Consider the following 23,030-nt stretch of genomic DNA (forward strand, 5'->3'; position numbering starts at 1 on the left):
CTAATCCTCCTCCCTTTCGTTGACAAGTTTTCGGCGCCGGTTCTTAATGCGAAAAAAGTGACCATGCGGTCACGTTCGTCGCGCAGTACCGACACCGAATTCCGTTTGATCAATCGAACACGCGTCACGCGAAGGGGAAAGAGGATGGGCTGGTCAACTCACTGGCGCACGACCGCCAGGGCAGGGCGCTGGACAGGCATGGCGGCGGTCGCCACGCTGGCGTTGAGCGCCGCGGCCTCCGCGCAGCAATGGCCTGCGCGGCCGATCACCCTGATCGTGCCGTTCCCGCCGGGCGGCACCACTGATATCTTCGCGCGCACCATCGCCCAGCACATGCGGCCCGCGTTGGGCGAATCCATCGTGGTCGAGAACAAACCGGGCGCGGCGGGCAACCTGGGCGTGGCCGCGGCCACGCGTGCGCAGCCCGACGGCTACACCATCGTGCTGGGCTCCGTCGGCACGCAGACCGTCAATCAGTTCCTGTACGGCAATATCGGATTCAACCCCGCCACCGACCTGGTGCCGTTGGGCATGATCGCGTCCACCCCCAACGTCATGGCGGTGGCAGCCGGATCGCCCTGGCGCAATCTGGACGACGTGATGAAGGCCGTGAAGAAGGATCCGGGCAAGTATTCCTATGCCTCGCCGGGCATCGGCTCGTCGGTGCACCTGACGGGCGCGTATTTCGAATCGCTGGCCGGACTGCAGATGCTGCACGTGCCGTTCAAGGGGTCGTCGGCCGCGATACCCGCCGTGATCGGAGGCCAGGTCGACATCCTCATGGACAATCTGCCTAGCGCCATGGCGGCGTTGAAGCCGGGCGGCCGCCTGCGCGGCATCGCGGTGACGTCGGCCGAACGCAGTCCGGCCGCGCCCGACCTGCCGACGATGGCCGAGGCCGGCCTGCCGGGCTTCGAGGTCACCGCGTGGTCCGGCCTGTATGCGCCGCGCGGCACGCCCGCGCCGGTGGTCGACAAGCTCATCGCAGCCATGCGGCAGGCGTTGAAGTCGCCCGAGCTGCAGCAGGCATTGGCGCAAGGCGGGGCGACGCCGGGCAACGTCTTCGGTCCCGATCTGGCGGCGTTCGAAGTGAAGGAACGCGGCAAGTGGGGCGCGCTGATCAAAAGCCGGGGCATCAAGGCGGACTAAGCGCCTGGGCGCCGTCCGCCCGTGCGCTACCCCAGCGCGAAGGCGGCCGCGTCGACGGCGGGATTGCGCCCCTGCATCAAGTCCGTCAGTATCCGCGCGCTGCCGGCGGCCAGCGTGAAGCCCAGGCCGCCGTGGCCGGTGTTCAACCAGAGATTGCGGTAGGGCGTGGCGCCGATCAACGGCTTGCCGTCTGGCCGCGCGGGCCGCAGGCCGGCCCAAGGCTGCGGCGGGCCCGCCGGGTTCAGGTCCGGAAAGAACTGCGCGACATCACGTTCCAGGCTGCGCACGCGCTGTGGATCGACGCCGCTGCCGCGAGCGCCGATGTCGACCATGCCCGCCACGCGTAGCCGGTTGCCCAGCCGCGCATAGACGACCTTGCGCCGGATGTCGCTGATGCTGGCGGTCGGCGCAACGCTGTCCGGCGTCAGCGCATACGTCAGGCTGTACCCTTTCAGCGGATAGATCCGCAGGTTCAACCCCAGGCGCCGCGCCAGCGGTTGCGCGCCCATGCCGCTGGCCAGCACGTAATGGTCGGCTTCCAGCACGCCCGCGGCGGTGGACACGCCGACGACGCGCCCGCGTTCCGCGCGCAATGCGTCCACCCGCGTATTGAAATGGAAACGCACCGGGTCCGGCGCGGCTCGCAGGATGCGTTCAAGTTCGGTGCACAGACGCTGGCAGTCGCCGGCGTCTTCGGTCGGGGTGTAGATGGCGCCCTTGATGCTGGCGCCGATGCCGGCCAGCGCGGGTTCCATGTCCAGGCAGGCGCGGGTGTCCATCACGCGCTGCTCGCAGCCCAGGCCGGCTTGGTAATCGCGCTGCGCGAGCGCGTGCGCGTAGGCGGAAGCGTCCTGGTAGACCAGCAGTTTTCCCGACGACGCGAAATCGAAATCCGGATTTTCGTGACGAACCAGGTCATGCACGCACAGGCGGCTATACAGGCCCAGCGATAGCAGCTCGCGCGTGGTGGAGCGGCTTTTGGCGCGCGTGCAGGCGCGCAGGAACGAGAGGCTCCAGCGCCACTGATCCGGGTCCAGCCGCGGCCGGAAGCGTAGCGGCGCGTCCTGTGCCAGCAGCCACGAGGGCAGCTTGGGCAAGACGGCGGGGTCGGCCAGCGGCGCCACGAAGCTATAGCTCAGTTGCGCGCCATTGGCCATGCTGGTGGCTTGGCCGGGGCCCGAGTCCGCGTCGACGACGGTAACGCGATGGCCCGCGCGGTGCAGGAAGTAAGCGGTGGTCATGCCGACCACGCCCGCGCCGATAACGACGATGTGCATGATGGTCCAGGGGAGGGGCCGCGGCCAGGGGCGCGGCGTTCAGCGTTCGGGCCCGCGTGCGCGGGGCCCGGTGGCAGAGGGTCAGGCGGCCCAGGCGGGCGTTTCGAATCCGGGCGCGGCGCGGTCGTCGCCGCGCAGCAGGCGGCCGGGCCGCTCGCCGGTCGCCACGCCGTCCTCTTCGACCAGCCTGCCGTTGACCAGCACCGCCTGGATGCCGGTGGACGGCAGCGTGGGTTCGGCGAAGCTGGCCAGGTCGGCGACGGTGGCCGGGTCGAAGATCACCACGTCGGCATAGCAGGCCGGGCGCAGCACGCCGCGGTCTTTCAGGCCGAACTGCGCAGCCGTCAGGCTGGTCATGCGGCGAATGGCCTCTTCCAGGCCCAACACGCGCATTTCCCGCACATAGCGGGCCAGCACGCGTGAAAACGCGCCCCACAGGCGGGGATGGGGGCGCTGGTCATGCGGCAGGCCGTCCGATCCGATCATGACGCTGCCGTGGCCAATGACGCGCTTCACGTCGGCTTCGTCCATTGAAAAGTAGATCGCACCGGCGGGCGATAGCGCTTCGGCCAGGCGGGTGGGGTCGATGCCTTCACGCGCAGCCAGTTCGCGCAGGTCCACGCCCTGGATCTCGGGGCGCGTCTGCGACCACGTGACGATGATCTTTTCGCCCGCGGCGACGCGGCGCGGCTCCAGGATGGTGGAGGACGCCGCATAGGGATAGACGTCCATGCCCAGCGGCTGCTCGGCGCGCATGCGGTCGTATAGCGCCAGCGTTTCAGCGGTGCGGCCGTGGTTGTGCTTGCCGGTCACCTTGTGGTGCGACAGGATGGCCGGCACGTCGGCCGCCCGGCCGATCAGGAAAGCTTCCTCCATCGCGTCGCAGACGTGGTCGGCCTCGTCGCGCAGGTGCGTGGTGTACAGGCCGCGCCAGGCGGACAGCGGCTCGGCCACGCCGATCACTTCTTCGGTGCTGGCGTGCATGGCCGTCGGGTAGTACAGGCCGGTGGACAACCCCGCCGCGCCGGCGGCCATGGCTTCGTCCAGCGCATGCCGCATGGCCGCGATTTCTTTCTTGTCGGCCGGACGGTCAAGCCGGTCCATGGCCGATACGCGCAGGCTGGAATGGCCGACCAGCGCCAGGCTGTTGACGGCGGCGGGCGCGGCGTCCAGTGCGTCGACGTAGTCCTGCATGCGGGCGTAGAGTTCGCCCGTTTGCTTGGCCAGCAGGTTCAAGGGGGGCGGCACCACGTCGCCCGGCGCGCGCACGGGCGCCAGGCTGATGCCGCAGTTGCCGGTGACGACGGTGGTGATGCCCTGGCTGACCTTGGGGCGCATCAGCGGCGTGCCCAGCAGCGCGCGGTCGTCGTGGGTGTGGCAATCGATGAAGCCCGGCGAGACCACCTTGCCCGTCGCGTCGATGTGGCGCGCTGCCCGCCACGTTGCGCCGTCGCCGATGGCGGCGATGCGTTCGCCGCGGATCGCGATATCGGCGCGGCGGGTGGGGCCGCCCAGGCCATCGGCAAGCTGGCCGCCGGTGATGATGATGTCGTAGTCCTGCGGGTCGGGGTGTGCGGGCATGAGGGCGAGGGGCTCAGGTTTCCGGATCGGCTGCGGGCGATTTGCCGCGGCGCGCCTCCAGTTGGGCAAGGGATTCGGTATTCAAGGTGTCCGGCAGGCCGTGGGCCACCAGGTGTTCAAGCGCGCCGCTGATCCGCTCCCAGCCTTCCGGCGTGCGCAGCGGCACGCCAAGAAAATGGGATTCGGTCTTGGCGCGCAGCATCAGGTACAGCACGCCGGCCAGCATCACGCTGACCAGCGCGGGCATATCGGCGTCGGGGGCCAGGCCGTCGATGCGGTCGATGAAGCCACGCGCGGCGCGTTCGCGCCGTTCAGCCAGCGGCGCGGATACCTCGTTGCGTTCGATCAGTTCCCAGCGGCGGACTTCCCGCAATGATTCGTTGCCGGCCAGCGCGTCGATCTGCGCGCGCAGCATGGACAGCACGAGCTCGCCGGGCGTGCGCTGGCTGGATTCGTCGGCCGCCAGCAGCCCGGGGTTGCGGGTCCAGAAATCCTGTTCCTGCATCCACGCCAGCATCAGGCCGGGCATGCCGTCGAAATAGCGGTAGATGAGTTCCTTGCTGACGCCGGCGCGCTTGGCGATGGCGTTGATGCCGACGCCGCCCATGCCGGTTTCCAGGATCTGGGCTTCCAGCGCTTGCAGGATCTGCCTTTCGGTATTTTCGCGCCGCGACATAGGCCTATTCCTTCATGAGGATGAGGAACGGATGTGACCATATGGTCACATCAACATTCAAGATAGGGCTTCGAGACGATCACGAGCAAGGGGGGACTTTCCCTAGCGGGCGGCAATGGGGCGGTGGCGAATGCGCAAAGGGACGCCGGCGGCGCGGGCCGCGGGCGTCCCTTCAGGTGTGGCAACTACAGTCCGACCGCCTTCAGGTCGGGGCGCCGGCGATGCCAGTCGGTCGCGGCCTGGAAGGCCATGCCGATCTTGCCCAGGGTGCCTTCGGCATTGGGCTTGCCCAGCAATTGCACGCCCAGGGGCAGGCCGCCGGCGGTGAAGCCAGCGGGCAGGGCCAGGCCCGACGCGTTGACGTAGTTGCCGGCGCGGGTGAAGGCGGCCAGCGGCGTGGCGGCTTCGTCCACCTCGTCCAGCAGCCGTGCGCCAAAGGGCGCGCAGGGTGTGAGCACGGCGTCGATGTCGCGCATCCAGTCCAGCCAGGCCAGGCGCGCTTGCGCGTGGGCCTGCAACGCGGCGATGTAGTCGGCGGCGGACACGCCCTTGCCGGACAGCACGCGGGCGCGTACATATTGGCCGATGGGTTGGGCGGGGTCTTCGATGTAGCCGCGGTGCATGGCGTAGGCTTCGGCGGCGATGATCTGGCCGTTCCGCAGCATCATCTCGCGGAAGTCGAAGGGGAAGGGCGTATCGGCTACGTCCGCGCCCAGGTCGATCAGCACGCGGCGCGCATCGTCCAGGGCGGACAGCGCGTCGGCGTCCACCGCGATGGGATGCTGCGACGCGGGCATCAGGGCAATGCGGACGCCGCGCAAGGGCTGTGCGCCGGCAGCGGGCTCGCGGTATTGGAAAGAAGGCAGGCCTTGCGTCAGCGGGTCTTGTGCATCGGGCCCGGCCATCAGCACGGTCAGCAGCATCGCGTCGCGCGTGTCGCGGGTCAGCGGACCGATGGAGTCCAGCGTTGTCGACAGCGCCACCGCGCCATGCAGGCTGATCAGTCCGCGCGTGGTCTTCAGGCCCGTGACGCCATTCAATGCGGCGGGTATCCGCACCGAACCGCCCGTGTCCGATCCCAGCGCCGCAGGCGCCAGGCCGGCCGCGACGGCCACGCCGGAGCCGCTGGACGAACCGCCGGGAATGCGCGCTTGCTGCAGGTCCCACGGATTGCGCGGCGTGCCCATGACGGGGTTGGTGCCCCACCCGCCGAAGGCGAATTCGACCATGTGCGTCTTGCCCAGCATCACCATGCCGGCGTCCAGCAGGCGCGTGACGGCGGTCGCCGTGGTGGTGCTGCGGCGGTCGCGCCACGCCTCGGAGCCCGCGGTGGTGACCTGGCCCCGGATATCGCACAGGTCCTTGGCGGCCACCGGCACGCCGTCCAGGGCGCTGAGCAGGCCGTAGCCGGCGCGGCGGCGGGCGTCGGCGGCTTCGGCCAGGCGCAGCGCGCCGGTGCCGTCCACGCTGACATAGGCGCCCAGCGCCGGGTTGGCCCGGGCGATGCGGTCCAGGAAGTGCTGCGTCAATTCCACCGAGCTGTAGCGGCCTTCGGCCAGGCCGTCCGCCAGTTCGCCGAGCGTGGCAAATGCAATTTCAGACATGTTTTCCTCAGGTTGGTATGCCGGCCTCACGCCGCGTGGCGCGGGGCCGGCCCGTATTGCCCGCGGCTAGCGTTTGGTCCAGTCAGGGGCGGGATAGATCGGCTTTGCCGTTGCCACGTCCGCCGGCCACACGGGCACCATGCCCTTGCCCGGCTGCAACTGCACCACCGGGAAGGGCATTAGCAACTGCTTGCCCGTATTGTCGATGGCGTAGGGGCCGGCCATGACCGTCAGCTTGCCGGACAGGTCCAGCGACGCCTGCTTGAGCGCCGCGGCATCCGTCGTGCCAGCCTTCTTCACGACCTCTTCCGTGATCGCGCCAGCGCCATAGGCCAGCGCCGTCTGGAAATCGGGCGGGAACTCGGCCTTGGGAAAGCGCTTGTCGTAGGCCGCCGCGAACTGTTCACGGTTCATGCCTGCGCTGACGTTCCAGTTGATCGCGGGGTGGTAGTTGGTGTGGCTGTAGATGTAGTTGGCGTCCGCGCCGATGGCCTGGAACTGCGGCGTCGATGCGTACACCATGAAGACGTAAGGGAAGTTGATGTCCAGCTGCTTCATCTGGCGCGTCATGCTGATCAGGTCGCCCTCATACGAGGTCGGCACCAGCGCTTCGGCGCCTGCGGCGCGCGCCTTCTGGAGGATGGTGCTGAAGTCCTTTTGCCCCTTCGGGTATTTCTCGAACATCACGACCTGCATGCCGTTCTTGGTCGCCTGTTCGCGGCCGCCTTCGGCCAGCCCCGCCGGGAACGGTTCGTCGGAATACAGCAGCGCCACCTTCTTCACGCCCTGGTTGGCGGCCAGCTCCATGTTGGCGCGCAGCATGGCGGACACGGGCATCTGCGTGCCCGACACCATGTTCTTGAAACCCTGTTTGTACAGATCGTCGCTGGCGGCCGACCAGACCATCATGTACTTGCCCAGCCGCTCGGTGACGGTGGCGGCCGCGGCCGTCAGCGTGGAGCCGAACGGCGCAAACACCAGATCCACTTTTTCATCGACAATCAGGCGTTCGTAGACGCGCGTGACCATCTGCTTGTCGCTGCGGTCGTCCAGCTTGACCAGCTCGACGGGGTACTTCTTGCCTTTGATGTCGATGCCCCCCCGGCGGTTGACGTCTTCCACCCACAATTCCACACCCCGCACGCCGGATTGCGAGGCAAGGGCGAAGCTGCCGGTGGAAGAAACCGTCATGCCCACCCGGATCTTGTCCGATGTTTGGGCGGCGCCAGTGGCGGGCGTCAGGGCGGCAATGGCCATGGCCAACGCCGGTAAGCGGAACAACCAGGATTTAACGAACATGGGATGTCTCCAATCGTTATAGATTTGGGGGCCTCGCCCCGCCGCGAAGCAGGGACCCAGAACCCGGTATTGGGCAATAATTGCCCAATACGCGACAAAGCGTATAACAAATAGGCATGGAGCGCACGCCTTGAATAAACTGAATTACCGTCAGACCGAAATGCTGTGGGCCATCGTCATGGCCGGGTCGATCAGCGGCGCGGCCCGGTTGTTGAATATTTCGCAGCCGGCGGTCAGCCGGATGTTGGCCCAGACCGAGAAGAGCATGGGCGTGACGCTGTTCGAGCGCGTGCGCGGGCGGCTGCGGCCCACGTCGCAGGTGCACAGCCTTTTCGAGGAAATCGAGAAGACCCAGCGCATGATGCAGCGGGTCAATGATCTGGCCGATGCGCTGTCCGAACACGGCACGGGCGTGTTGCGGCTGGCCTCCATTCCCAGTCTGGCGCAGTTCCTGGTGCCGCGTGCCGTGGCTCGCTTCCAGCAGCGGCATCCAGAGCTGCTGCTGCGGTTGAATACCTCGGTCCTGCCCAGCCTGATATCCGATGTGCTGCAGGGCGAAGCCGAGCTGGGCCTGGTGGTCATGCAGGCGGATCACCCCTTCCTGACCTCGCAACCCCTGCATGTGGGGCGCATGGTGGCGGCCATTCCCAAGGGGCACCCGCTGGCGGAGCGGGCGTCTGTCAGCCTGGCCGATCTTTCCCCGCACCCGCACATCGTGGTGGGCACCCGGATGCCTTTCGGCATGCTGGTGTTGGGGGCGTTCGAGCAGGCTGGGCTGCCGTGCCGCATGTGCGCCGACGTGCCCTGGAGCCAGCTTGCGTGCGCCTTGGTCAATGCTGGTGTCGGGATTGCCATCGTGGATGAGTTCACGGTCATGCAGAACACCATGCCGGATGTCGTGATCGTGCCGCTGCAAGAGCGGATTCCGCTGAATATCTCGGCCGTCTATGCCAGCAACCGCGAGCCGTCGCAGATCGCCTTGCGGTTCATCGATGAGCTGCGCGAGGTGCTGGCGGAGGCATTTCCCGGGTCGGATAAGGCGCCTGGTAAGGGTTAATCCTTAACTTGCAGTTATGGTTTGAGTTGTTCATAATCGCCTCCAAATAGAGCGGTCGTCCAACCCGAGACGGCCCGGAGGAAGACATCATGAGCAGCAGTCCCGCCCTGGCGGCGGGCGCGGCTTCGCATCGCGCGCAGGATCTGCGCGCCGTGCGGTTGCGCACCCGCATCGCAGTGACCCTCTTCGCCGCGCTGGCCGCCGGCCTGGCCGTGATTCCGATGGCCACCTCGAACATCTCGTTCGCGTTCTACCTGATGCTGTGGATCACCATGGCCAGCGCCATGAACATCTGCGTCGGGTTCACGGGCTATCTGCCGTTTGGCTACGTGGTGTTCTACGGCGTGGGGTCCTACGCCACCGGCATTTGCTACAAGATCATGGGTTGGCCCATTCTGCCGTCGCTGCTGGCCGCTGGCGGCGTGGGGGTGGCGATCGCGCTGCTGCTGGCGCCCACGCTGCGCCTGCGCGGCGTGTACTTCGGCATCGTGAGCCTTGCGCTTGCCACCATCGTCAAGCTGGTCATTTCCGATCTGCCGCAGTCGTTCACCGGCGGCAGCATGGGCATCATCCTGTCCAGCGCCAACAATCCCACGCACAGCTACTACGCCATGCTGCTGGTGATGGGGGCCACGCTGGCCACCGTGACGTGGCTGTCGGTATCGCGGCTGGGCCGTGCGCTCAAGGCCATTCGCGACGACGATGGCGCGGCCGCCTGCGTCGGGATCCACGTCCCCAACACCCGTCTGAAAGCCTGGCTGCTGGCCGCCTTGTTTCCCGCGTTGGCCGGCGGCATCGAGGCCTGGTACACGAACGTCGTCGACCCCGAATACGCCTTCAACGTGCTGATCACGGCGAAGAGCATCATTTATGCAATGGCGGGGGGCTTTGGCACCATCCTGGGCCCGGTGGTCGGGACGCTGGCGCTGCTGGGCATCGATCACATGATCTGGCAGAAATTCCCGGTGGTGAACCTGCTGCTGCTGGGCCTCATCATCGTCCTGCTGATGCTGTTCCTGCCGCGGGGCATCGTCGGCAGCCTGCTCAAACGCAAGCCGCAACTGCGCCGCTACATCGCCTGAGGACCCGCCATGACCGGACTGCTTATCCAAGGCCTGATCAACGGCCTGATTCTCGGCGCCATCTATGGGCTGATCGGCGTCGGCCTGAACGTCGTCTTCGGCGTGCTGCGTGTGGTGAACTTCGCGCACGGCGAATTCCTGGTACTGGGCGCGTATTTCGCGTTCTATCTCATGGAGTATGCGGGCATCAACCCGCTGGTCGCGCTGCCGCTGGCGTTCGCGGCGTTCTTCCTGGCCGGCTACCTGCTGTACTTCGTCCTGATCCCGCGGTTGTCCAAGGCGGACGACCCCGAGATCAGTTCGCTGCTGCTGATGTTCGGCGTATCGATCATGCTGGGCGCGCTGATGCTGCTGGCGTTCGACGCCGACGCCCGCTCGCTGCCCTACGAGATCGAACCGGTCTTCCTGAAGTTTGGTCCGGTGCTGATCCCCACCGTGCGGTTGCTGGCGCTGGCCATCGCGCTGGCGATCATCGCCGCGTTGACGGTGTTCCTGTACCGCACCCAGCTGGGCCGCGCGCTGCGGGCCATCATCATGAACCGCGACGCGGTCCGCATCGTAGGCATCAACGTGGAACGGCTGTCCGCCGTGGCGTTCGGCCTGGGCGTGGGCCTGGCGGCCGCCAGCGGCGTGCTGGTCGCCATGGTGTTCCCGGCGTTCTCGCCGTTCATGGGCAACGACTACACGCTGATCGGCTTTATCGTCATCGTCCTGGGCGGCCTGGGGCATCCGGTGGGGGCGTTGGTCGGAGCGCTGCTGTTCGGGGTGACGGAACAGGTGTCGGTGGTGTTCTTCAGCCCTTCCATCGCCACCATTTGCGGCTTCGCGTTGATGGTCGCCACGATCTTCATCCGGCCCAGCGGCTTGTTCGGCCGCCAGGCCCTGCGCTGATCCCGGGAGACGGACGCATGTTGAAAGTCACGAATCTGAAGAAGCGCTTCGGCGGCCTGGTGGCGCTGCAGGGCGTGGACCTGGAGGTGCCCAAGGGCGGCATCCTGGGCATCATCGGCATGAACGGGTCGGGCAAGACCACGCTGCTGAACTGCATCAATGGCATCTACACCCCGGACGAAGGCCGCATCGAGCTGGGCGGCCAAGAGATCGGCGGGCGCCAGGTCCACGACGTGGCACGGCTGGGCGTGGGGCGCACCTTCCAGGTGCCGCGCATCTTCCGCCACCTCAGCCTGCTGGACAACCTGGACGTGGCGCAGCAGCAGGCGGGCCGCAGCGCGGACGAACGCTATGCGCAGTCCGAGTACTGGCTGCACAAGGTAGAGCTGCACCGCCTGCGCCACAACTACGCCGAGGAGCTGTCGGGGGGCCAGCAGAAACTGGTGGAACTGGCGCGCATCATGGTCGCGCGGCCCAAGGTCGTCCTGCTGGACGAGCCGTTCGCGGGGGTGAATCCCGCGCTGGCGCAGCTGCTGATCTCCGTGATCCGCGAACTGCCCACCGAACACGATTGCTCGGTGGTGCTGGTGTCGCACGACCTGACTTCGATCTATCAGCTGTCCCATCACATCATCGTCATGAACGAAGGCGCCATCCTGAGCCAGGGCGACGCCGATCACGTGCGCGCCGACCCGCGTGTGGTCGAAGCCTATCTGGGAGCCTGACATGAGCACCGCGATCCTCGCGCTGGAAGACGTGACCGTGGCCTATCACGGCGACATCACGATCTTGAACCGCATCAACGTGCAGGCGCGCGCCGGCAAGGTCACCGGCGTGATCGGCCCCAACGGCGCGGGAAAGTCCACCGTGCTCAAGACCCTGTTCGGCTTCCTGCCACCGCGTACCGGCCGCATCACGTTGCGCGGCAAGGACATCAGCGCGCAACCCTCGCATGAACGCGCCAACCATGGCGTGGCGTTCGTGCCGCAGCATCGCAGCCTGTTCGGCGACCTGACCGTGCACGACAACCTGCTGCTGGGCTGCTGGCCGTTCCGCCGCGACAAGGCCCGGGTACGTCAGCGCATCGACTCGGTCTACGACCGCTTTCCCATCCTGGCGCAGAAACGCGACGACCCGGTGTCCAGCATGAGCGGCGGCCAGCAACGCTTTGTGGAGTTCGGCCGCGCCCTGCTTATCGAACCGTCGGTGATTCTGCTGGACGAGCCGACGGCGATGCTGGCGCCCAAGATCTCCAAGGAGATCTACGCGCTGATCCGCGGCTTTGCCGACGAGGGCATGACGGTCGTGCTGGTGGACCAGAACGTGCGGCGCTGCGCCGAGGTGTCGGACTACATGTACATCCTGGAATTGGGGCGCAACAAAGCAGAAGGCTCGCGCGAAGCCTTTGAGGAAGAGGGCGGCCTGCGCGAGATGGTCGCATCATGGATGGACTACAAGATCGACTGAGGGATCGGGCAGGGCCCGCCGGGGCGGGCCCCGGCGGGGTTGGCGTCAGAGGACGCCGCGTATCCCGGCAATGCCATGCGCGCCATGGCGCAGTGCCTGCGACACGGTCTGGGTGGATTGCCCGCCCAGCGCGAAGACCGGGATGCCCGCGTCGCGATTGCCTTCGACGAAACCTTCCCAGCCCAGGGTTTGCGCGCCGGGGTGGCTGGGCGTATCCAGCACGGGGCCCAGCACCGCGAAGTCGGCGCCGATGTTCCGGGCATGAACGATCTGGGCGTTGTCGTGGGCCGACACGCCGACCAGCGCCTGCTTGGGCAATTCCGGGCGGGCGGTCAACCGCGCCGCGTCCGCCGTGCGCAGGTGCACGCCCTCGGCTTCCTTCCACCATGCGGCCGGGTGCGCGCTGTTGACCAGCACGCGGGCGCCTGCTGCGCGGCAGCGCTTGATCACTTGCTGCAGCACCTCATGCAGGGAACTTGCGCCCGCGCCGTCGGGCCATTGCGGCTCGCGCAGTTGCACAAGCTTCACGCCGCGCGCAAGCGCCGCGTCCAGGCGGCCCAGGAATGCGGCCACGCCCGCGCGCGAACCGATCGAGCTGATGCCGTAGGTCGTGGGCAGTTGCAGCCAGCGCAGGGGGGGCAAAGTCGCCGGCAGCAGGTCGCCCACCGAGGCCGCGTTGGCCGGGTCGACCCATTCCAGGCGCTGGTTCTCCAGGCCCTGGGGTTCGCCTTCCCAGCCGGTAACGTGGCAGAACGCCAGCCGGACCGTGGTGTGCGGGTACACGTGCACGTAGGTGACCCACGGGCGCGATTGCGTGACGCGGATGCCGATTTCTTCGTGCAATTCACGGGCCAGCGCCTGCAGCACGGTTTCGCCAGGTTCGAGCTTGCCGCCCGGCAGTTCCCACCAGCCCGACCACGGTTTGCCTTCGGGCCGCTGGCCCAGCAGCAGCTTGCCGTCGGGGCGCAGAATCAGGCCGGCGGCGACGTCGACGATCTTCTCAGACATGGCGGGCCGCCCAATCGCGCGCGAATTGGTACGCCACCCGGCCCGAACGCGAACCGCGTTCGATCGTCCATTGCAGCGCTTCGGTGCGGGAAGGCTCGATGTGCGCTTCGGGGCAGCCCAGCTCGCGCAGCCAGTGGTAGACGATGTCCAGGTAGTCATCCTGCTTGAAGGGGTAGAACGACAACCACAGGCCGAAACGCTCGGACAGGGAGATTTTCTCTTCAACCGTTTCACCCGGATGGATTTCGCCATCGGGCTGATGCTTGGCCTGCAAGTTCTCGCTCATGTATTCCGGCATCAGGTGGCGCCGGTTGGACGTGGCGTAGATCAGCACGTTGTCGCCCGACGCCGACACCGAGCCGTCCAGCACGGATTTCAGCGCCTTGTAGCCGGGCTCGCCTTCCTCGAACGACAGGTCGTCGCAGAACACGATGAAGCGTTCGGGGCGCGCGGCGACCAGCTCGACGATGTCGGCCAGGTCGCCCAGGTCGGATTTGTCTACTTCGATCAGGCGCAATCCGCGGTCGCCGTAGGCCGCCAGCATGGCTTTGACCAGCGAGCTCTTGCCGGTGCCGCGGGCGCCGGTCATCAGCACGTTGTTGGCCGGCTTGTTCTCCAGGAACTGAACGGTGTTGCGGTCGATGGTGGCCTTCTGGCGCTCGATGTGCTGAAGGTCGTGCATGTCGATGCGCGCGACGTGGCGCACGGCGTCCAGCCAGCCGCGCGACCCGCGCTTGCGCCAGCGGAACGCGTGGGCGCTCCAGTCGATGTCGGGCGGGGCCGGAGGCAGGAAGGCCTCAAGCTGCGCCAGCACGCGCTCGGCGCGCTGGATAAGGGGGGTGAATTCGCTTGCGCTCATGGCGGATCACGAACGGTAGTCGGCGTTGATGGTCACGTATTCGTGCGAGAAGTCGCAGGTGTAGACCGTGTCCGCGACCGGGCCGCGGCCCAACGCGATGCGCACCGAGATCTCGGCCTGCTTCATCACGCGCTGGCCGTCGGCCTCTTGGTAGTCGGGGTTGCGGCCGCCGTCCTTGGCCACCAGCACATCGTCCAGCCACAGGCGAATATTGGACACGTCCAGGTCGTCGATGCCGGCGTAGCCGATCGCGGCCAGGATGCGGCCCAGGTTGGGGTCCGACGCGAAGAAGGCGGTCTTGACCAGCGGCGAATGCGCCACCGCGTAGGCGACCTTCAGCGCTTCTTCCGTGGTGCCGGCTTCTTCGACGCGGATCGTCATGAACTTGGTGGCGCCTTCGGCGTCGCGCACGATCTTCGTGGCCAGTTCCAGCGCGGCGGCGGTCAGGGCCGCGCGCACGGCGGCGTAAGCGGCGTCGGATTCGCTATTGACGTTCACGCCCGACTTGCCCGTGGCCGCGATGATGAAGGAGTCGTTGGTGGAGGTGTCGCCGTCGACCGTGATGCGATTGAACGACGCGTCCGCGATTTCCACGGCCAGGCGGCGCAGCAGCGGTTGCGCGATGCCGGCATCGGTGGCCAGGAAGCTGAGCATCGTGGCCATGTTGGGGCGGATCATGCCCGCGCCCTTGCTGATGCCGGTGAACGTGACGGTCTTGCCGTCGATCTGCACCTTGGCCGACGAGATCTTCGGCAGCGTGTCGGTCGTCATGATGCCGTGGGCAGCGCTGGACCAGTGGTCGGCGGCCAGATCGGCGATGGCACCCGGCAGGCCCGCGACCAGGCGGTCCAGCGGCAGCGGTTCCAGGATGACACCGGTGGAGAAGGGCAGGATCTGCGCGGCCGGCACGCCCAGCAGTTTGCCCAGCGCGGCACACGTGTCCTGGGCTTTCTTCAGGCCTTCCTCGCCGGTGCCGGCGTTGGCGTTACCGGTGTTGATGACCAGCGCGCTGATGGGGCCGCCGGCGGCCAGATGGGTCTGGCAGACCTGCACGGGCGCGGCGCAGAAGCGATTGCGCGTGAACACGCCGGCGACGCTGGTGCCTTCGGCCAGGCGGAAGACGGTCAGGTCGCGCCGGTTGGCTTTGCGGATGCCGGCCTCGGTGACGCCGATTTCAATGCCGGCAACAGGAAAAATTTCGGACTCGGAGGGGATCTGCAAATTAACGGCCATGACTTCGTCTCTTGAATGGGCAGGACGGAATCGCCGCCAGGCAAGGCGGCGCGCGGGGGAAAGCTTCGTATTATCCCACCGGTTTGCAGCAGGCGTTTGTCAGGCGGCGGTCAGGGGGCCATCCGCATGGCGGCCACGTCCAGCACCCCGGCGTCTCGGTTGCTGAGCACGCTGCGCACGCTGCCGTCCGGAGCCTGCAATACCGATTGGCCGGCCGTGACGTCCTCGCCGCCCTCGCGGCGGGCCGAGCGCCCGCGCGACGGTGAAAACAGCAGGTCGCCCGACTGGGCGCCGGGCAGGCGCGGGTTCGCGGCCAGCACGCGGGTGCCGGGCGGGTAGGTCATGGCGCCCAGCACGGTTTCGCGCGCCAGCAGGCCTTCGAAATCCAGCAGCCGGCGCTGCCCGTCCAGGCGCATGTCCAGCTTTAATAGCAGCATCTGGCGCAGGGTCATGGCCTCGCTGCCTTCGGTGCGCAGCAACCAGCGCGGCGCGGGTCCGGATGCGTCCGCCGCGGTGCCGCGCGCCGCCTCGTCGACCTTCAGCCAGGCGCCGGGCGGCACGGGCTGCTGATCCAGCGTGTTGCCCACCGCCAGGTGGCAGCTTGCAAAGTGGGGCAGGCCGCCGTGCATCGCGAATTCGATCCGGTGGCCATGCGCGCACAACCAGCCTTCCAGCGCCTGGTCGCGCGCAATCTCCGCCGATAGGGTCTCGGGTTGCTTGGGCGTGGCGGCATAGCGGAACAGCTGCGTGGCGGCAACCCCCTGGACGGTCGCGGGCTGGGTGTCGGGGAAGACGGCGCGGTCGAACGAGGCCAGTTCGCCCGGGCGGGTCAGGCTGAGCACGGTGCCGGCCGGCATGTCCACGCCAGCCACTCGGGTGGCCTGGGTCAGCGTCGTCTTGCGGCCGGCGTCGGCCTGGGCGTCGCGGTGGGCCGAAAACCACAGGCTGAACTGCTGGTAGGGGAAGATGGCGCCGACCAGCGCCAGGAAGGTCATCAGCACGGTGCCGGTGCGCCGGTGGTCGCCCAGCCACAGCCGGGCGCTGCGCGTGGTGGCCAGGACGGCCAGCCAGGTCAGCAACGTGGCCAGACAGGCCAGCGAGGCCGCCATCAGCACATAGAAATTACCGCCAGGAAGAGATACCGGAATCATGGCGGCAATTATGCGCCAAACCGGACGCGGATTTCAGCGCCGCGGCCCGGGATGGCGCCGTTAGCCCTTGGCGGATTCCAACCGGGTGGCCACCACCTGCAGCTTGAGTTCGCCCAACGCCTGGAACAGCGCATTGCGGGTGGATTCGGGCAGGTCGCCGAACATGGACTTGACCCACGATTCGTGGGCCCGCGCCATCCGGGCGAAGGTCTTCTTGCCCTGCGGCGTCAGCTTGATCAGCGAGCTGCGGCGGTCGGACTCCACCTTGGTCCGAACGACCAGGCCTTCCTTTTCCAGCTGATCGGTGATGCCGGTGATATTGCCGTTGGTGACCATCATGTGGCGCGACAGGTCGCCCATCTTCATGCCTTTGGGGGCGCGCTGCAATTGCGCCATCAGGTCGAAGCGGGGCAGCGTCGTGTCGAACTCGTTGCGCAGGCGGCTGCGGATCTCGCCTTCGATGAGATTGGCGCAGGTCAGCATGCGCAGCCACAGCCGAAGCGCGTGGTGGTCGTCGGGCGCGGCGCGGGATTCCAGGTCGGGAGCGTCAGTCATGGCTAGGGAGGATACCGGGAATGCGTGAGGAAGCGGGCGCCAGACCCATCTGTTCGAAGATGGCGCGGGTCAGCGGGCTGGAGGGATCGTTAAGGGTCAACACGATGTCGTAATGGTTGGTGCCGGGCATCGGCACATAGCGGCCGGGAAAGCCGCGTTCATGCCAGGCGGCCAGATAGTCGTCGCTTTGGCGCTTGAACTCGTCGGTTTCGGATTCGCCGTAGCTGACCACCAGCGGGCAGCCCGCCGGCGGCAGATGCAGGGCGGGGCTGTTGCGGATGGCGTCGGCCTCGCTCATGCGCATCCATTCATTGACGTGCGTGTGCACCAGCGGGCGCAGATCGAACAGGCCGGAAAGCGGCGCCGCGCCGCGGATCACGTCGTGCGGAACTTCGTAGCTGGCGTGCCAGCCGCCCGCCAACAGCGCGCCCACCAGGTGCCCACCGGCGGAACTGCCGCAGACGTGGATGCGCCGGGGGTCGCCGCCATGGTCGGCGATGTGGTGGTGAACCCAGGCCAGCGCGCGCCGGTTCTGGTCCACGATGCGGTCCAGCGTCACGGCGGGGGCCAGCGAATAATTCACCGACACGACCACAGCGCCCGCTTGCGTGAAGGCGGGCGCCATGCCGCTGGATTCGTTCTTGGACAACAGGCGCCAGTAACCGCCGTGGATGAATACGAAGACGGGCGCGCCCGCCGTGCTGGACGCATCGGCCGCGGGACGGAAGATGTCCAGAAGTTCGTCGGGATGGTCGCCGAACGGCACATCCAGCTGGCAGGTCAGCGACTGCCGCGCCGTAGCGCTGTCTTCGGCGTATTTCTTGAGTATCGGCTGGATGTCGGGTACTGTCGCGCGAGCGTTGTACTGGACATCAAGGCCTGCGCGGTCATAGTGGCGGTAGAGGGTGACCATGGCGGTAGATGGTTGGAAAACCCGTTAGTGAAAACCCCTTGGTAATCGTCCGTGGAAATCGTCCGTGGTAATCGTCCCTGGATGTTGTCCGTGGAAGTCGTCCCTGGTAATAACCCTTCGGTAAAAACCCTAGTCTTGTTTTGCACAATACTTTAAACCTAAACTATGAACCACGCCAGTTTTCCCTATGCTCTCACAACGGGATCCTGACGTAGCAAGCAATATCTTTGCAAGCGCCAGTTTGACGGCGGCGCAACGGCGCCGGCAGGCCGGGCACAGAAGTCATTCGAATCGCACCTTCAATAAGAACACCCTCTGCGCGGGCTCGCGCACGGAGCACACCACCATGCGTTTGATCACTTCCCTTTTTGCCGTCGCCGCGCTGGTGCCGGCCGTGGCCATGGCGGATGCCGTCAAGGTCGGCATCGCCAACGATATCTCCGGCCCGTTCTCGGCGCTGGGCGCAGAAGCCCGCGACGGCTTCAACCTGGCCATCAAGCAACTGGGCAGCAAGCTGGGCGGACAGCCCGCCGAATTCGTGCAGACCGACATGGGCGGCAACCCCGACCAGGCCCGCCAGCTGGTCACGCGCTACATCCAGCGCGACAAGATCGATTTCTTCACGGGCCCCATCGGTTCGAACGTGGCGTTGGCCGTTGGCCCTGCGCTGTTCGCAGCCAAGGTGCCTTACCTGTCGAACAACCCGGGCCCCAGCCAGTTTGCCGGCGCCCAGTGCAACAACTACTGGTTCGGCACGTCTTATCAGAACGACGCCTTCCATGAAGCGGCCGGCAAGGTCGCGGCGGATCGCGGCTTCAAGAAGATGTTCATCATGGCGCCGGACTATCCGGCAGGCAAGGATGCGCTGACCGGCTTCAAGCGCGGCTACAAGACCGCTCCGGGCGACGAGGTCTACACCAAGCTCGGCCAGATCGACTATGCCGCCGAAATCGCGCAGATCCGCGCCGCCAAGCCGGACGCCGTCTACATCTTCCTGCCGGGCGGCATGGGCATCAACTTCGTCAAGCAATTCGTGTCGGCCGGCCTGTCGCAAAGCGTCAAGCTGATCGGTCCGGGCTTTTCGGCCGACGAAGACGTGATCCAGGCCGTGGGCGAACCCATGCTGGGCATGTACAACACGGCGCAATGGGCGCATGACCTGGACGTGCCGCAGAACAAGGTCTTCGTGGACGCCTTCCGCAAGGAATACAACGGCCGTTACCCGTCGGTTTACGCCGCCCAGGCCTACGACGTCATCATGGCGATGGATGCCGCCGTCAAGCAGGCGGGCGGCAAGGCCTCGGACCGCGCGGCCATCATCGCCGCGCTGGAAAAGGCCGATTACCCGTCGGTGCGCGGCAGCTTCACCTACGGCAAGAACCACTATCCGATCCAGTCCTACTACCTGCGCGTCGTCGACAAGGACGGCAGCGGCCGCATCACCAACAAGCTGGTGGGCAAGGTGTTCGACAAGTACCAGGACGTCTACGTCGGCGAGTGCAAGCTATAGGTGGAGAGGGTAAGGCCCACCCCCGACGCGCTGCGCGCTTCCCCCTCAAGGGGGCGTCGCTGCGGACCGGCGAAGCCGGCTCCGCGCGACCCCGCTCGGGCGGGCACGTTTCATGGGCTGCGCAGGGTGGGTCGCGTGAGGCATAACCAGGTGGTTTGGTGATTTGGCCGCGAGCAAAGCCATCGGCGATTTGCGGCAGGGGGAAGTATTCATGACGTTTACGCTGATCGTCGAGCAATTGCTGAACGGTCTCCAGTTTGGGTTGATGTTGTTTTTGATCGCGGCCGGGCTGACCCTGGTGTTCGGCATCATGGACATCATGAATCTGGCTCACGGCTCGCTCTACATGGCCGGCGCCTACGTCGCCGCCGAGACCATGCAGCGCACCGGGTCCTTCACCGCCGCCGTGCTGGTGGCGGCCGTCGCCACCGGCCTGGTCGGCGTGGCGCTGGAACTGACGCTGATCCGCCGCCTGGCGCTGCGCGACCACCTGGCCCAGGTGCTGGGCACCTATGCCGTCATCCTGATCGCCAATGACCTGGTCAAAATGATCTGGGGCCCCGCGCCCGTCATGCTCAACATGCCGGCCGTGCTGTCCGGCCCGGTGCGGCTTCTGCCCGACCTGCTGTACCCCGCCTACCGCTTGATGATCATCGTGTTCGGCGTGGCCGCCGCCGCGGGCCTGTACTGGTTCGTGACGCGCACCCGCGCCGGCGTGCTGGTGCGGGCCGGCGCTTCCAATCGCCAGATGGCCACGCTGATGGGCGTGCGCGTGCCGCTGCTGTTCCTGGGCGTCTTCGTGCTGGGCGCCATGCTGGCCGCGGTGGCCGGCGCCCTGTTGGGGCCCATCACCTCGGTGCAGGTCGGCATGGGCGAAGAAATCCTGATTCTGGTGCTGGTCTGCATCGTGATCGGCGGAATCGGGTCGATCCGCGGCGCCTTCGTCGGCGCCTTGCTGGTGGGCATGGTGGACACGGCGGGGCGGGCGTTCCTGCCGATGCTGCTGCGCCAGGTCTTTTCTCCGGCGGTGGCCTCCAGCGTCGGACCGACGCTGGCCGCCATCGCCATCTATGTATTGATGGCGGCTGTGCTGGTGTTCCGGCCCTCCGGCCTGTTTCCGGCGCGGGGTTGATGATGAGAACCACACTCTGGACCGTGGTCCTCCTGGCGGCGCTGGCGGTGTTCCCGCTGGTGGCGCCGGCGCTGGGCCTGGACTTCTATATTTCATTCGTCCGGCGCGTACTGATCTACGCACTGGCGGCGACCAGCCTGAACCTGATCCTGGGTTACGGCGGCATGGTTGCGCTGGGGCATGCGGCGTTCTTCGGTGCGGGCGCCTACGCGGTGGGCATCCTGGCGATGTCGGGCATCACCTCGGCGCTGGTCGTCTGGCCGGTCGCCATGCTGCTGGCGGGCGTGCTGGCATGCATCACGGGGGCGATCTCGCTGCGCACCCGTGGGGTGTACTTCATCATGATCACGCTGGCGTTCGCGCAGATGCTGTTCTACATCTTCATTTCGCTGCGCCAGTATGGCGGCGAAGACGGGTTGAACCTGCCGGGCTATTCCACCTTGCCGGGCATCGATCTGTCCCATGACGTCAGCTTCTATTACCTGGTGCTGGTGCTGTTCGCGCTGATCATGTGGGGTTTCAGCCGCGTGGTGTCCTCGCGTTTCGGCACGGCGTTGCAGGGCATCCGCGAGAACGAATCGCGCATGGAATCCATGGGCTACCCCGTCTACCGCATCAAGCTGGCGGCTTTCACGCTAAGCGGCGCGGCGGCAGGCCTGGCCGGCGCGCTGCTGGCCAACCACAATCTGTTCATCTCGCCCAGCCTGATGCACTGGACGCAGTCCGCCAACCTGCTGATCATGGTGCTGGTGGGCGGCATCGGCCTGCGCTGGGGCGGCGTGGCTGGCGCGGTGGTGATGCTGACGCTGGAAGAAGTGCTGCGCCTGTGGACGGAATACTGGCACCTGCCATTGGGCGTGCTGCTGCTGTGCGTGGTGTTCGGCGCGCCGCGCGGCCTGGTCGGCCTGTTCGGCCCGTTGTTCGGCGGACGCGCCACGCCTCAATCCGGCAAGGTGGGATCATGAATCCGTCTATCAATGCCACCGCGCCTGCGTTGCAGGCCGCCGGGCTGGTCCGCCGCTTCGGCGCGCTGGTCGCCACCGACAATGTGTCGCTGACGCTCAACCCGGGCGAGATCCACGCCCTGATCGGCCCCAACGGCGCGGGCAAGTCCACGCTGATTCACCTGCTGTCTGGCACGTTGGCCGCGGATTCCGGCACGCTGACGGTGGGCGGGCGCGACGTCACGGGCATGAATGCGCACCAGCGCGTGTCGGCCGGGCTGTCGCGGTCTTACCAGATCACCAATATCTTCAAGCAGTCCAGCGTGCTGGATAACCTGGTGCTGGCGGTGCAGGCCCACGCGGGCAGCAGCTTCCGGTTCTGGAAGCCGCGCGCCGCGGAATCGGCGCTTTATGAACAGGCGCGCGAGCTGGCTCGGGAATGCGCCATCGACGCCGCCCTGCTGGACCGGCCGGCGGGCACCTTGCCGCACGGCGAGCAGCGCAAGGTGGAGTTCGCGCTGGCGCTGGCCGCGCGCCCCAGCGTGTTGCTGCTGGACGAACCCATGGCCGGCATGGGCCCGGACGAGACCGTCCGCCTGACCGAATTGATCGAAACCCTGCGGGGACGGGCCGCCATGCTGCTGGTCGAACACGATATGCAGGCGGTGTTCCGCCTGGCCGATCGCCTGTCGGTGCTGGTGTATGGCCGCGTCATCGCGACCGGCACCCCCGACGAAATCCGCGCCAACCCGGAAGTGCGGCAAGCCTATCTGGGCGACGAGGAGACGGCATGATGCTCACCATCGAATCGGCCCAGAGCGGCTACGGCGCCAGCCAGGTGCTGTTCGGCGTGGACCTGCAGATTGGCGCCGGGCAGGTCGTGACCTTGCTGGGCCGCAACGGCATGGGCAAGACCACGTTGCTGCGCACGCTGTTCGGCCAGTTGCCGCTGCGGGGAGGCAAGATCCATTTCGCGGGCCAGGACATCAGCGGCTGGAGCCCCGACCGCATTGCCCGCGTGGGCGTGGCCATCGTCCCGGAAGGGCGGCAGTGCTTCCCCAATCTGACGGTGCGTGAACACCTGACCGCCTTCGTCGCCGCGCGCAACCCGGATATTGGCGAGCCCTGGACGCCCGAACGCGTGTTCGAACTGTTTCCCAGGCTGGCCGAACGCGCGCGCAACATGGGTAACCAGCTTTCGGGCGGCGAACAACAGATGCTGGCCATTGGCCGGGCGCTGGTCACCAACCCCCGGCTGCTGATCCTGGACGAGGCCACCGAAGGCCTGGCCCCGAAGATCCGCGAGGAAATCTGGAATTGCCTGTCCAGGCTGCGCCAGGCGGGGCAGACCATCCTCGTCATCGACAAATATGTCGAAAGGTTGCTAAGCCTGGCCGACCAGCACGTGATCCTGGAGCGTGGCAAAGTCGTCTGGACAGGCGATTCGCGGGCGCTGGATGCCGACCGCGGCCTGTGGGAACGCTATCTTGGCGTGTAGTAATAAAGCCGCAATGGCGCCGGACCGGCTGGTAAAAAATACGATATAAAACGCAATAAATCAGCACATACATTGCTGGGCTGAAACTTAAGGTGTCTGGAGCGCATCCAGACGTTTGCACCTGTTTCAATTGACCCGGCGGTT

General features: G+C 66.7%; 22 protein-coding genes. 11 read left to right on the forward strand and 11 right to left on the reverse strand.

Translation table 11 applies throughout. The features are described 5' to 3' along the window. Nucleotides 1-198 precede the first annotated feature (198 nt). On the forward strand, nt 199-1,149 hold the full coding sequence (locus tag CQ050_RS29130; protein ID WP_105560319.1) for a tripartite tricarboxylate transporter substrate binding protein: 951 nt from the start codon (nt 199-201) through the stop codon (nt 1,147-1,149). A 26-nt stretch (nt 1,150-1,175) separates the two neighbouring features. On the opposite strand, the gene CQ050_RS29135 is transcribed toward CQ050_RS29130, so the two are convergent. The 5 genes from CQ050_RS29135 to CQ050_RS29155 form a co-directional block, all read right to left on the reverse strand. Beyond that, nucleotides 1,176-2,426, reverse strand: coding sequence for a D-amino acid dehydrogenase (locus CQ050_RS29135; RefSeq protein ID WP_105560320.1), 1,251 nt, complete (start codon nt 2,424-2,426; stop codon nt 1,176-1,178). Nucleotides 2,427-2,507: 81 nt separating this feature from the next. After that, nucleotides 2,508-4,007, reverse strand: a complete 1,500-nt coding sequence (locus CQ050_RS29140) for an amidohydrolase family protein (RefSeq protein WP_105560321.1) — start codon at nt 4,005-4,007, stop codon at nt 2,508-2,510. 13 nt (nt 4,008-4,020) lie between these two features. Continuing rightward, nucleotides 4,021-4,683 (reverse strand): TetR/AcrR family transcriptional regulator, encoded by a 663-nt coding sequence (locus CQ050_RS29145; protein ID WP_105560322.1) that lies wholly within the window; start codon nt 4,681-4,683, stop codon nt 4,021-4,023. Nucleotides 4,684-4,868: 185 nt separating this feature from the next. Then, nucleotides 4,869-6,287: an amidase gene (locus tag CQ050_RS29150; RefSeq protein ID WP_105560323.1), complete on the reverse strand. Its 1,419-nt coding sequence runs from the start codon at nt 6,285-6,287 to the stop codon at nt 4,869-4,871. A 66-nt stretch (nt 6,288-6,353) separates the two neighbouring features. Next, nucleotides 6,354-7,586 (reverse strand): amino acid ABC transporter substrate-binding protein, encoded by a 1,233-nt coding sequence (locus CQ050_RS29155; protein ID WP_105560324.1) that lies wholly within the window; start codon nt 7,584-7,586, stop codon nt 6,354-6,356. Nucleotides 7,587-7,746: 160 nt separating this feature from the next. Here CQ050_RS29155 and CQ050_RS29160 point away from each other — a divergent pair, with 160 nt between their 5' ends. The 5 genes from CQ050_RS29160 (at nt 7,747) to CQ050_RS29180 (ending at nt 12,083) form a co-directional block, all read left to right on the forward strand. Further along, a complete protein-coding gene (locus tag CQ050_RS29160; protein WP_105560343.1) occupies nt 7,747-8,643 on the forward strand; it encodes a LysR family transcriptional regulator in 897 nt (298 codons plus the stop codon). Between the two features lie 89 nt (nt 8,644-8,732). Beyond that, nucleotides 8,733-9,725, forward strand: a complete 993-nt coding sequence (locus CQ050_RS29165; protein ID WP_105560325.1) for a branched-chain amino acid ABC transporter permease — start codon at nt 8,733-8,735, stop codon at nt 9,723-9,725. Nucleotides 9,726-9,734: 9 nt separating this feature from the next. After that, entirely contained in the window at nt 9,735-10,616 is an 882-nt protein-coding gene (locus CQ050_RS29170; RefSeq protein ID WP_105560326.1) for a branched-chain amino acid ABC transporter permease, read from the forward strand. A gap of 17 nt (nt 10,617-10,633) precedes the next feature. Then, nucleotides 10,634-11,341: an ABC transporter ATP-binding protein gene (locus CQ050_RS29175; protein ID WP_105560327.1), complete on the forward strand. Its 708-nt coding sequence runs from the start codon at nt 10,634-10,636 to the stop codon at nt 11,339-11,341. 1 nt (nt 11,342) lies between these two features. Next, a complete protein-coding gene (locus CQ050_RS29180) occupies nt 11,343-12,083 on the forward strand; it encodes an ABC transporter ATP-binding protein (protein WP_105560328.1) in 741 nt (246 codons plus the stop codon). 45 nt (nt 12,084-12,128) lie between these two features. On the opposite strand, the gene CQ050_RS29185 is transcribed toward CQ050_RS29180, so the two are convergent. The 6 genes from CQ050_RS29185 to CQ050_RS29210 form a co-directional block, all read right to left on the reverse strand. Continuing rightward, nucleotides 12,129-13,091 carry a Nudix family hydrolase gene (locus CQ050_RS29185; protein ID WP_105560329.1) on the reverse strand — a complete coding sequence of 321 codons (963 nt, stop codon included), beginning with the start codon at nt 13,089-13,091 and terminating at the stop codon, nt 12,129-12,131. Next, entirely contained in the window at nt 13,084-13,950 is an 867-nt protein-coding gene (locus CQ050_RS29190; protein ID WP_105560330.1) for an ATP-binding protein, read from the reverse strand. The genes CQ050_RS29185 and CQ050_RS29190 overlap by 8 nt, the downstream gene beginning before the upstream one ends. A gap of 6 nt (nt 13,951-13,956) precedes the next feature. Beyond that, on the reverse strand, nt 13,957-15,183 hold the full coding sequence (gene argJ, locus CQ050_RS29195) for a bifunctional glutamate N-acetyltransferase/amino-acid acetyltransferase ArgJ (protein WP_105560331.1): 1,227 nt from the start codon (nt 15,181-15,183) through the stop codon (nt 13,957-13,959). Nucleotides 15,184-15,293: 110 nt separating this feature from the next. After that, nucleotides 15,294-16,334, reverse strand: coding sequence for a hypothetical protein (locus tag CQ050_RS29200; RefSeq protein WP_105560332.1), 1,041 nt, complete (start codon nt 16,332-16,334; stop codon nt 15,294-15,296). A 60-nt stretch (nt 16,335-16,394) separates the two neighbouring features. Then, nucleotides 16,395-16,889 (reverse strand): MarR family winged helix-turn-helix transcriptional regulator, encoded by a 495-nt coding sequence (locus CQ050_RS29205; RefSeq protein WP_105560333.1) that lies wholly within the window; start codon nt 16,887-16,889, stop codon nt 16,395-16,397. Beyond that, on the reverse strand, nt 16,882-17,802 hold the full coding sequence (locus tag CQ050_RS29210) for an alpha/beta hydrolase (RefSeq protein WP_105560334.1): 921 nt from the start codon (nt 17,800-17,802) through the stop codon (nt 16,882-16,884). The genes CQ050_RS29205 and CQ050_RS29210 overlap by 8 nt, the downstream gene beginning before the upstream one ends. A gap of 346 nt (nt 17,803-18,148) precedes the next feature. Between CQ050_RS29210 and CQ050_RS29215 the strand changes: the two genes are divergently transcribed. The 5 genes from CQ050_RS29215 (at nt 18,149) to CQ050_RS29235 (ending at nt 22,886) form a co-directional block, all read left to right on the forward strand. Continuing rightward, complete coding sequence (locus CQ050_RS29215; protein ID WP_105560335.1) at nt 18,149-19,312, forward strand: ABC transporter substrate-binding protein; 1,164 nt, start codon at nt 18,149-18,151, stop codon at nt 19,310-19,312. A 211-nt stretch (nt 19,313-19,523) separates the two neighbouring features. Continuing rightward, nucleotides 19,524-20,444 carry a branched-chain amino acid ABC transporter permease gene (locus CQ050_RS29220; protein WP_105560344.1) on the forward strand — a complete coding sequence of 307 codons (921 nt, stop codon included), beginning with the start codon at nt 19,524-19,526 and terminating at the stop codon, nt 20,442-20,444. Beyond that, the gene (locus tag CQ050_RS29225; protein ID WP_105560336.1) at nt 20,444-21,409 is read left to right on the forward strand and encodes a branched-chain amino acid ABC transporter permease; all 966 of its coding nucleotides are present in this window, start codon (nt 20,444-20,446) and stop codon (nt 21,407-21,409) included. The genes CQ050_RS29220 and CQ050_RS29225 overlap by 1 nt, the downstream gene beginning before the upstream one ends. Then, a complete protein-coding gene (locus tag CQ050_RS29230; protein ID WP_105560337.1) occupies nt 21,406-22,182 on the forward strand; it encodes an ABC transporter ATP-binding protein in 777 nt (258 codons plus the stop codon). Before CQ050_RS29225 ends, CQ050_RS29230 begins: the two co-directional genes overlap by 4 nt. Next, nucleotides 22,182-22,886, forward strand: coding sequence for an ABC transporter ATP-binding protein (locus tag CQ050_RS29235; RefSeq protein WP_105560345.1), 705 nt, complete (start codon nt 22,182-22,184; stop codon nt 22,884-22,886). The genes CQ050_RS29230 and CQ050_RS29235 overlap by 1 nt, the downstream gene beginning before the upstream one ends. The last annotated feature ends 144 nt before the right edge of the window (nt 22,887-23,030 follow it).

Origin of the sequence: Achromobacter sp. MYb9, assembly GCF_002975275.1 — a bacterium.
Taxonomy (GTDB): Bacteria; Pseudomonadota; Gammaproteobacteria; order Burkholderiales; family Burkholderiaceae_B; genus Achromobacter.

What these genes read in the sequence shown, in the direction of transcription:
- CQ050_RS29130 (WP_105560319.1), top strand. Translation starts at nt 199, where the DNA reads ATGGCGGCGGTCGCCACGCTGGCGTTGAGCGCCGCGGCCTCCGCGCAG.
- CQ050_RS29220 (WP_105560344.1), top strand. Translation starts at nt 19,524, where the DNA reads ATGACGTTTACGCTGATCGTCGAGCAATTGCTGAACGGTCTCCAGTTT.
- CQ050_RS29170 (WP_105560326.1), top strand. Translation starts at nt 9,735, where the DNA reads ATGACCGGACTGCTTATCCAAGGCCTGATCAACGGCCTGATTCTCGGC.
- CQ050_RS29200 (WP_105560332.1), bottom strand. Translation starts at nt 16,334, where the DNA reads ATGATTCCGGTATCTCTTCCTGGCGGTAATTTCTATGTGCTGATGGCG.
- CQ050_RS29230 (WP_105560337.1), top strand. Translation starts at nt 21,406, where the DNA reads ATGAATCCGTCTATCAATGCCACCGCGCCTGCGTTGCAGGCCGCCGGG.
- CQ050_RS29145 (WP_105560322.1), bottom strand. Translation starts at nt 4,683, where the DNA reads ATGTCGCGGCGCGAAAATACCGAAAGGCAGATCCTGCAAGCGCTGGAA.
- CQ050_RS29150 (WP_105560323.1), bottom strand. Translation starts at nt 6,287, where the DNA reads ATGTCTGAAATTGCATTTGCCACGCTCGGCGAACTGGCGGACGGCCTG.
- CQ050_RS29175 (WP_105560327.1), top strand. Translation starts at nt 10,634, where the DNA reads ATGTTGAAAGTCACGAATCTGAAGAAGCGCTTCGGCGGCCTGGTGGCG.
- CQ050_RS29205 (WP_105560333.1), bottom strand. Translation starts at nt 16,889, where the DNA reads ATGACTGACGCTCCCGACCTGGAATCCCGCGCCGCGCCCGACGACCAC.
- CQ050_RS29155 (WP_105560324.1), bottom strand. Translation starts at nt 7,586, where the DNA reads ATGTTCGTTAAATCCTGGTTGTTCCGCTTACCGGCGTTGGCCATGGCC.
- CQ050_RS29140 (WP_105560321.1), bottom strand. Translation starts at nt 4,007, where the DNA reads ATGCCCGCACACCCCGACCCGCAGGACTACGACATCATCATCACCGGC.
- CQ050_RS29185 (WP_105560329.1), bottom strand. Translation starts at nt 13,091, where the DNA reads ATGTCTGAGAAGATCGTCGACGTCGCCGCCGGCCTGATTCTGCGCCCC.
- CQ050_RS29160 (WP_105560343.1), top strand. Translation starts at nt 7,747, where the DNA reads ATGCTGTGGGCCATCGTCATGGCCGGGTCGATCAGCGGCGCGGCCCGG.
- CQ050_RS29235 (WP_105560345.1), top strand. Translation starts at nt 22,182, where the DNA reads ATGCTCACCATCGAATCGGCCCAGAGCGGCTACGGCGCCAGCCAGGTG.
- CQ050_RS29180 (WP_105560328.1), top strand. Translation starts at nt 11,343, where the DNA reads ATGAGCACCGCGATCCTCGCGCTGGAAGACGTGACCGTGGCCTATCAC.
- CQ050_RS29210 (WP_105560334.1), bottom strand. Translation starts at nt 17,802, where the DNA reads ATGGTCACCCTCTACCGCCACTATGACCGCGCAGGCCTTGATGTCCAG.
- CQ050_RS29165 (WP_105560325.1), top strand. Translation starts at nt 8,733, where the DNA reads ATGAGCAGCAGTCCCGCCCTGGCGGCGGGCGCGGCTTCGCATCGCGCG.
- CQ050_RS29135 (WP_105560320.1), bottom strand. Translation starts at nt 2,426, where the DNA reads ATGCACATCGTCGTTATCGGCGCGGGCGTGGTCGGCATGACCACCGCT.
- CQ050_RS29215 (WP_105560335.1), top strand. Translation starts at nt 18,149, where the DNA reads ATGCGTTTGATCACTTCCCTTTTTGCCGTCGCCGCGCTGGTGCCGGCC.
- argJ (WP_105560331.1), bottom strand. Translation starts at nt 15,183, where the DNA reads ATGGCCGTTAATTTGCAGATCCCCTCCGAGTCCGAAATTTTTCCTGTT.
- CQ050_RS29190 (WP_105560330.1), bottom strand. Translation starts at nt 13,950, where the DNA reads ATGAGCGCAAGCGAATTCACCCCCCTTATCCAGCGCGCCGAGCGCGTG.
- CQ050_RS29225 (WP_105560336.1), top strand. Translation starts at nt 20,444, where the DNA reads ATGATGAGAACCACACTCTGGACCGTGGTCCTCCTGGCGGCGCTGGCG.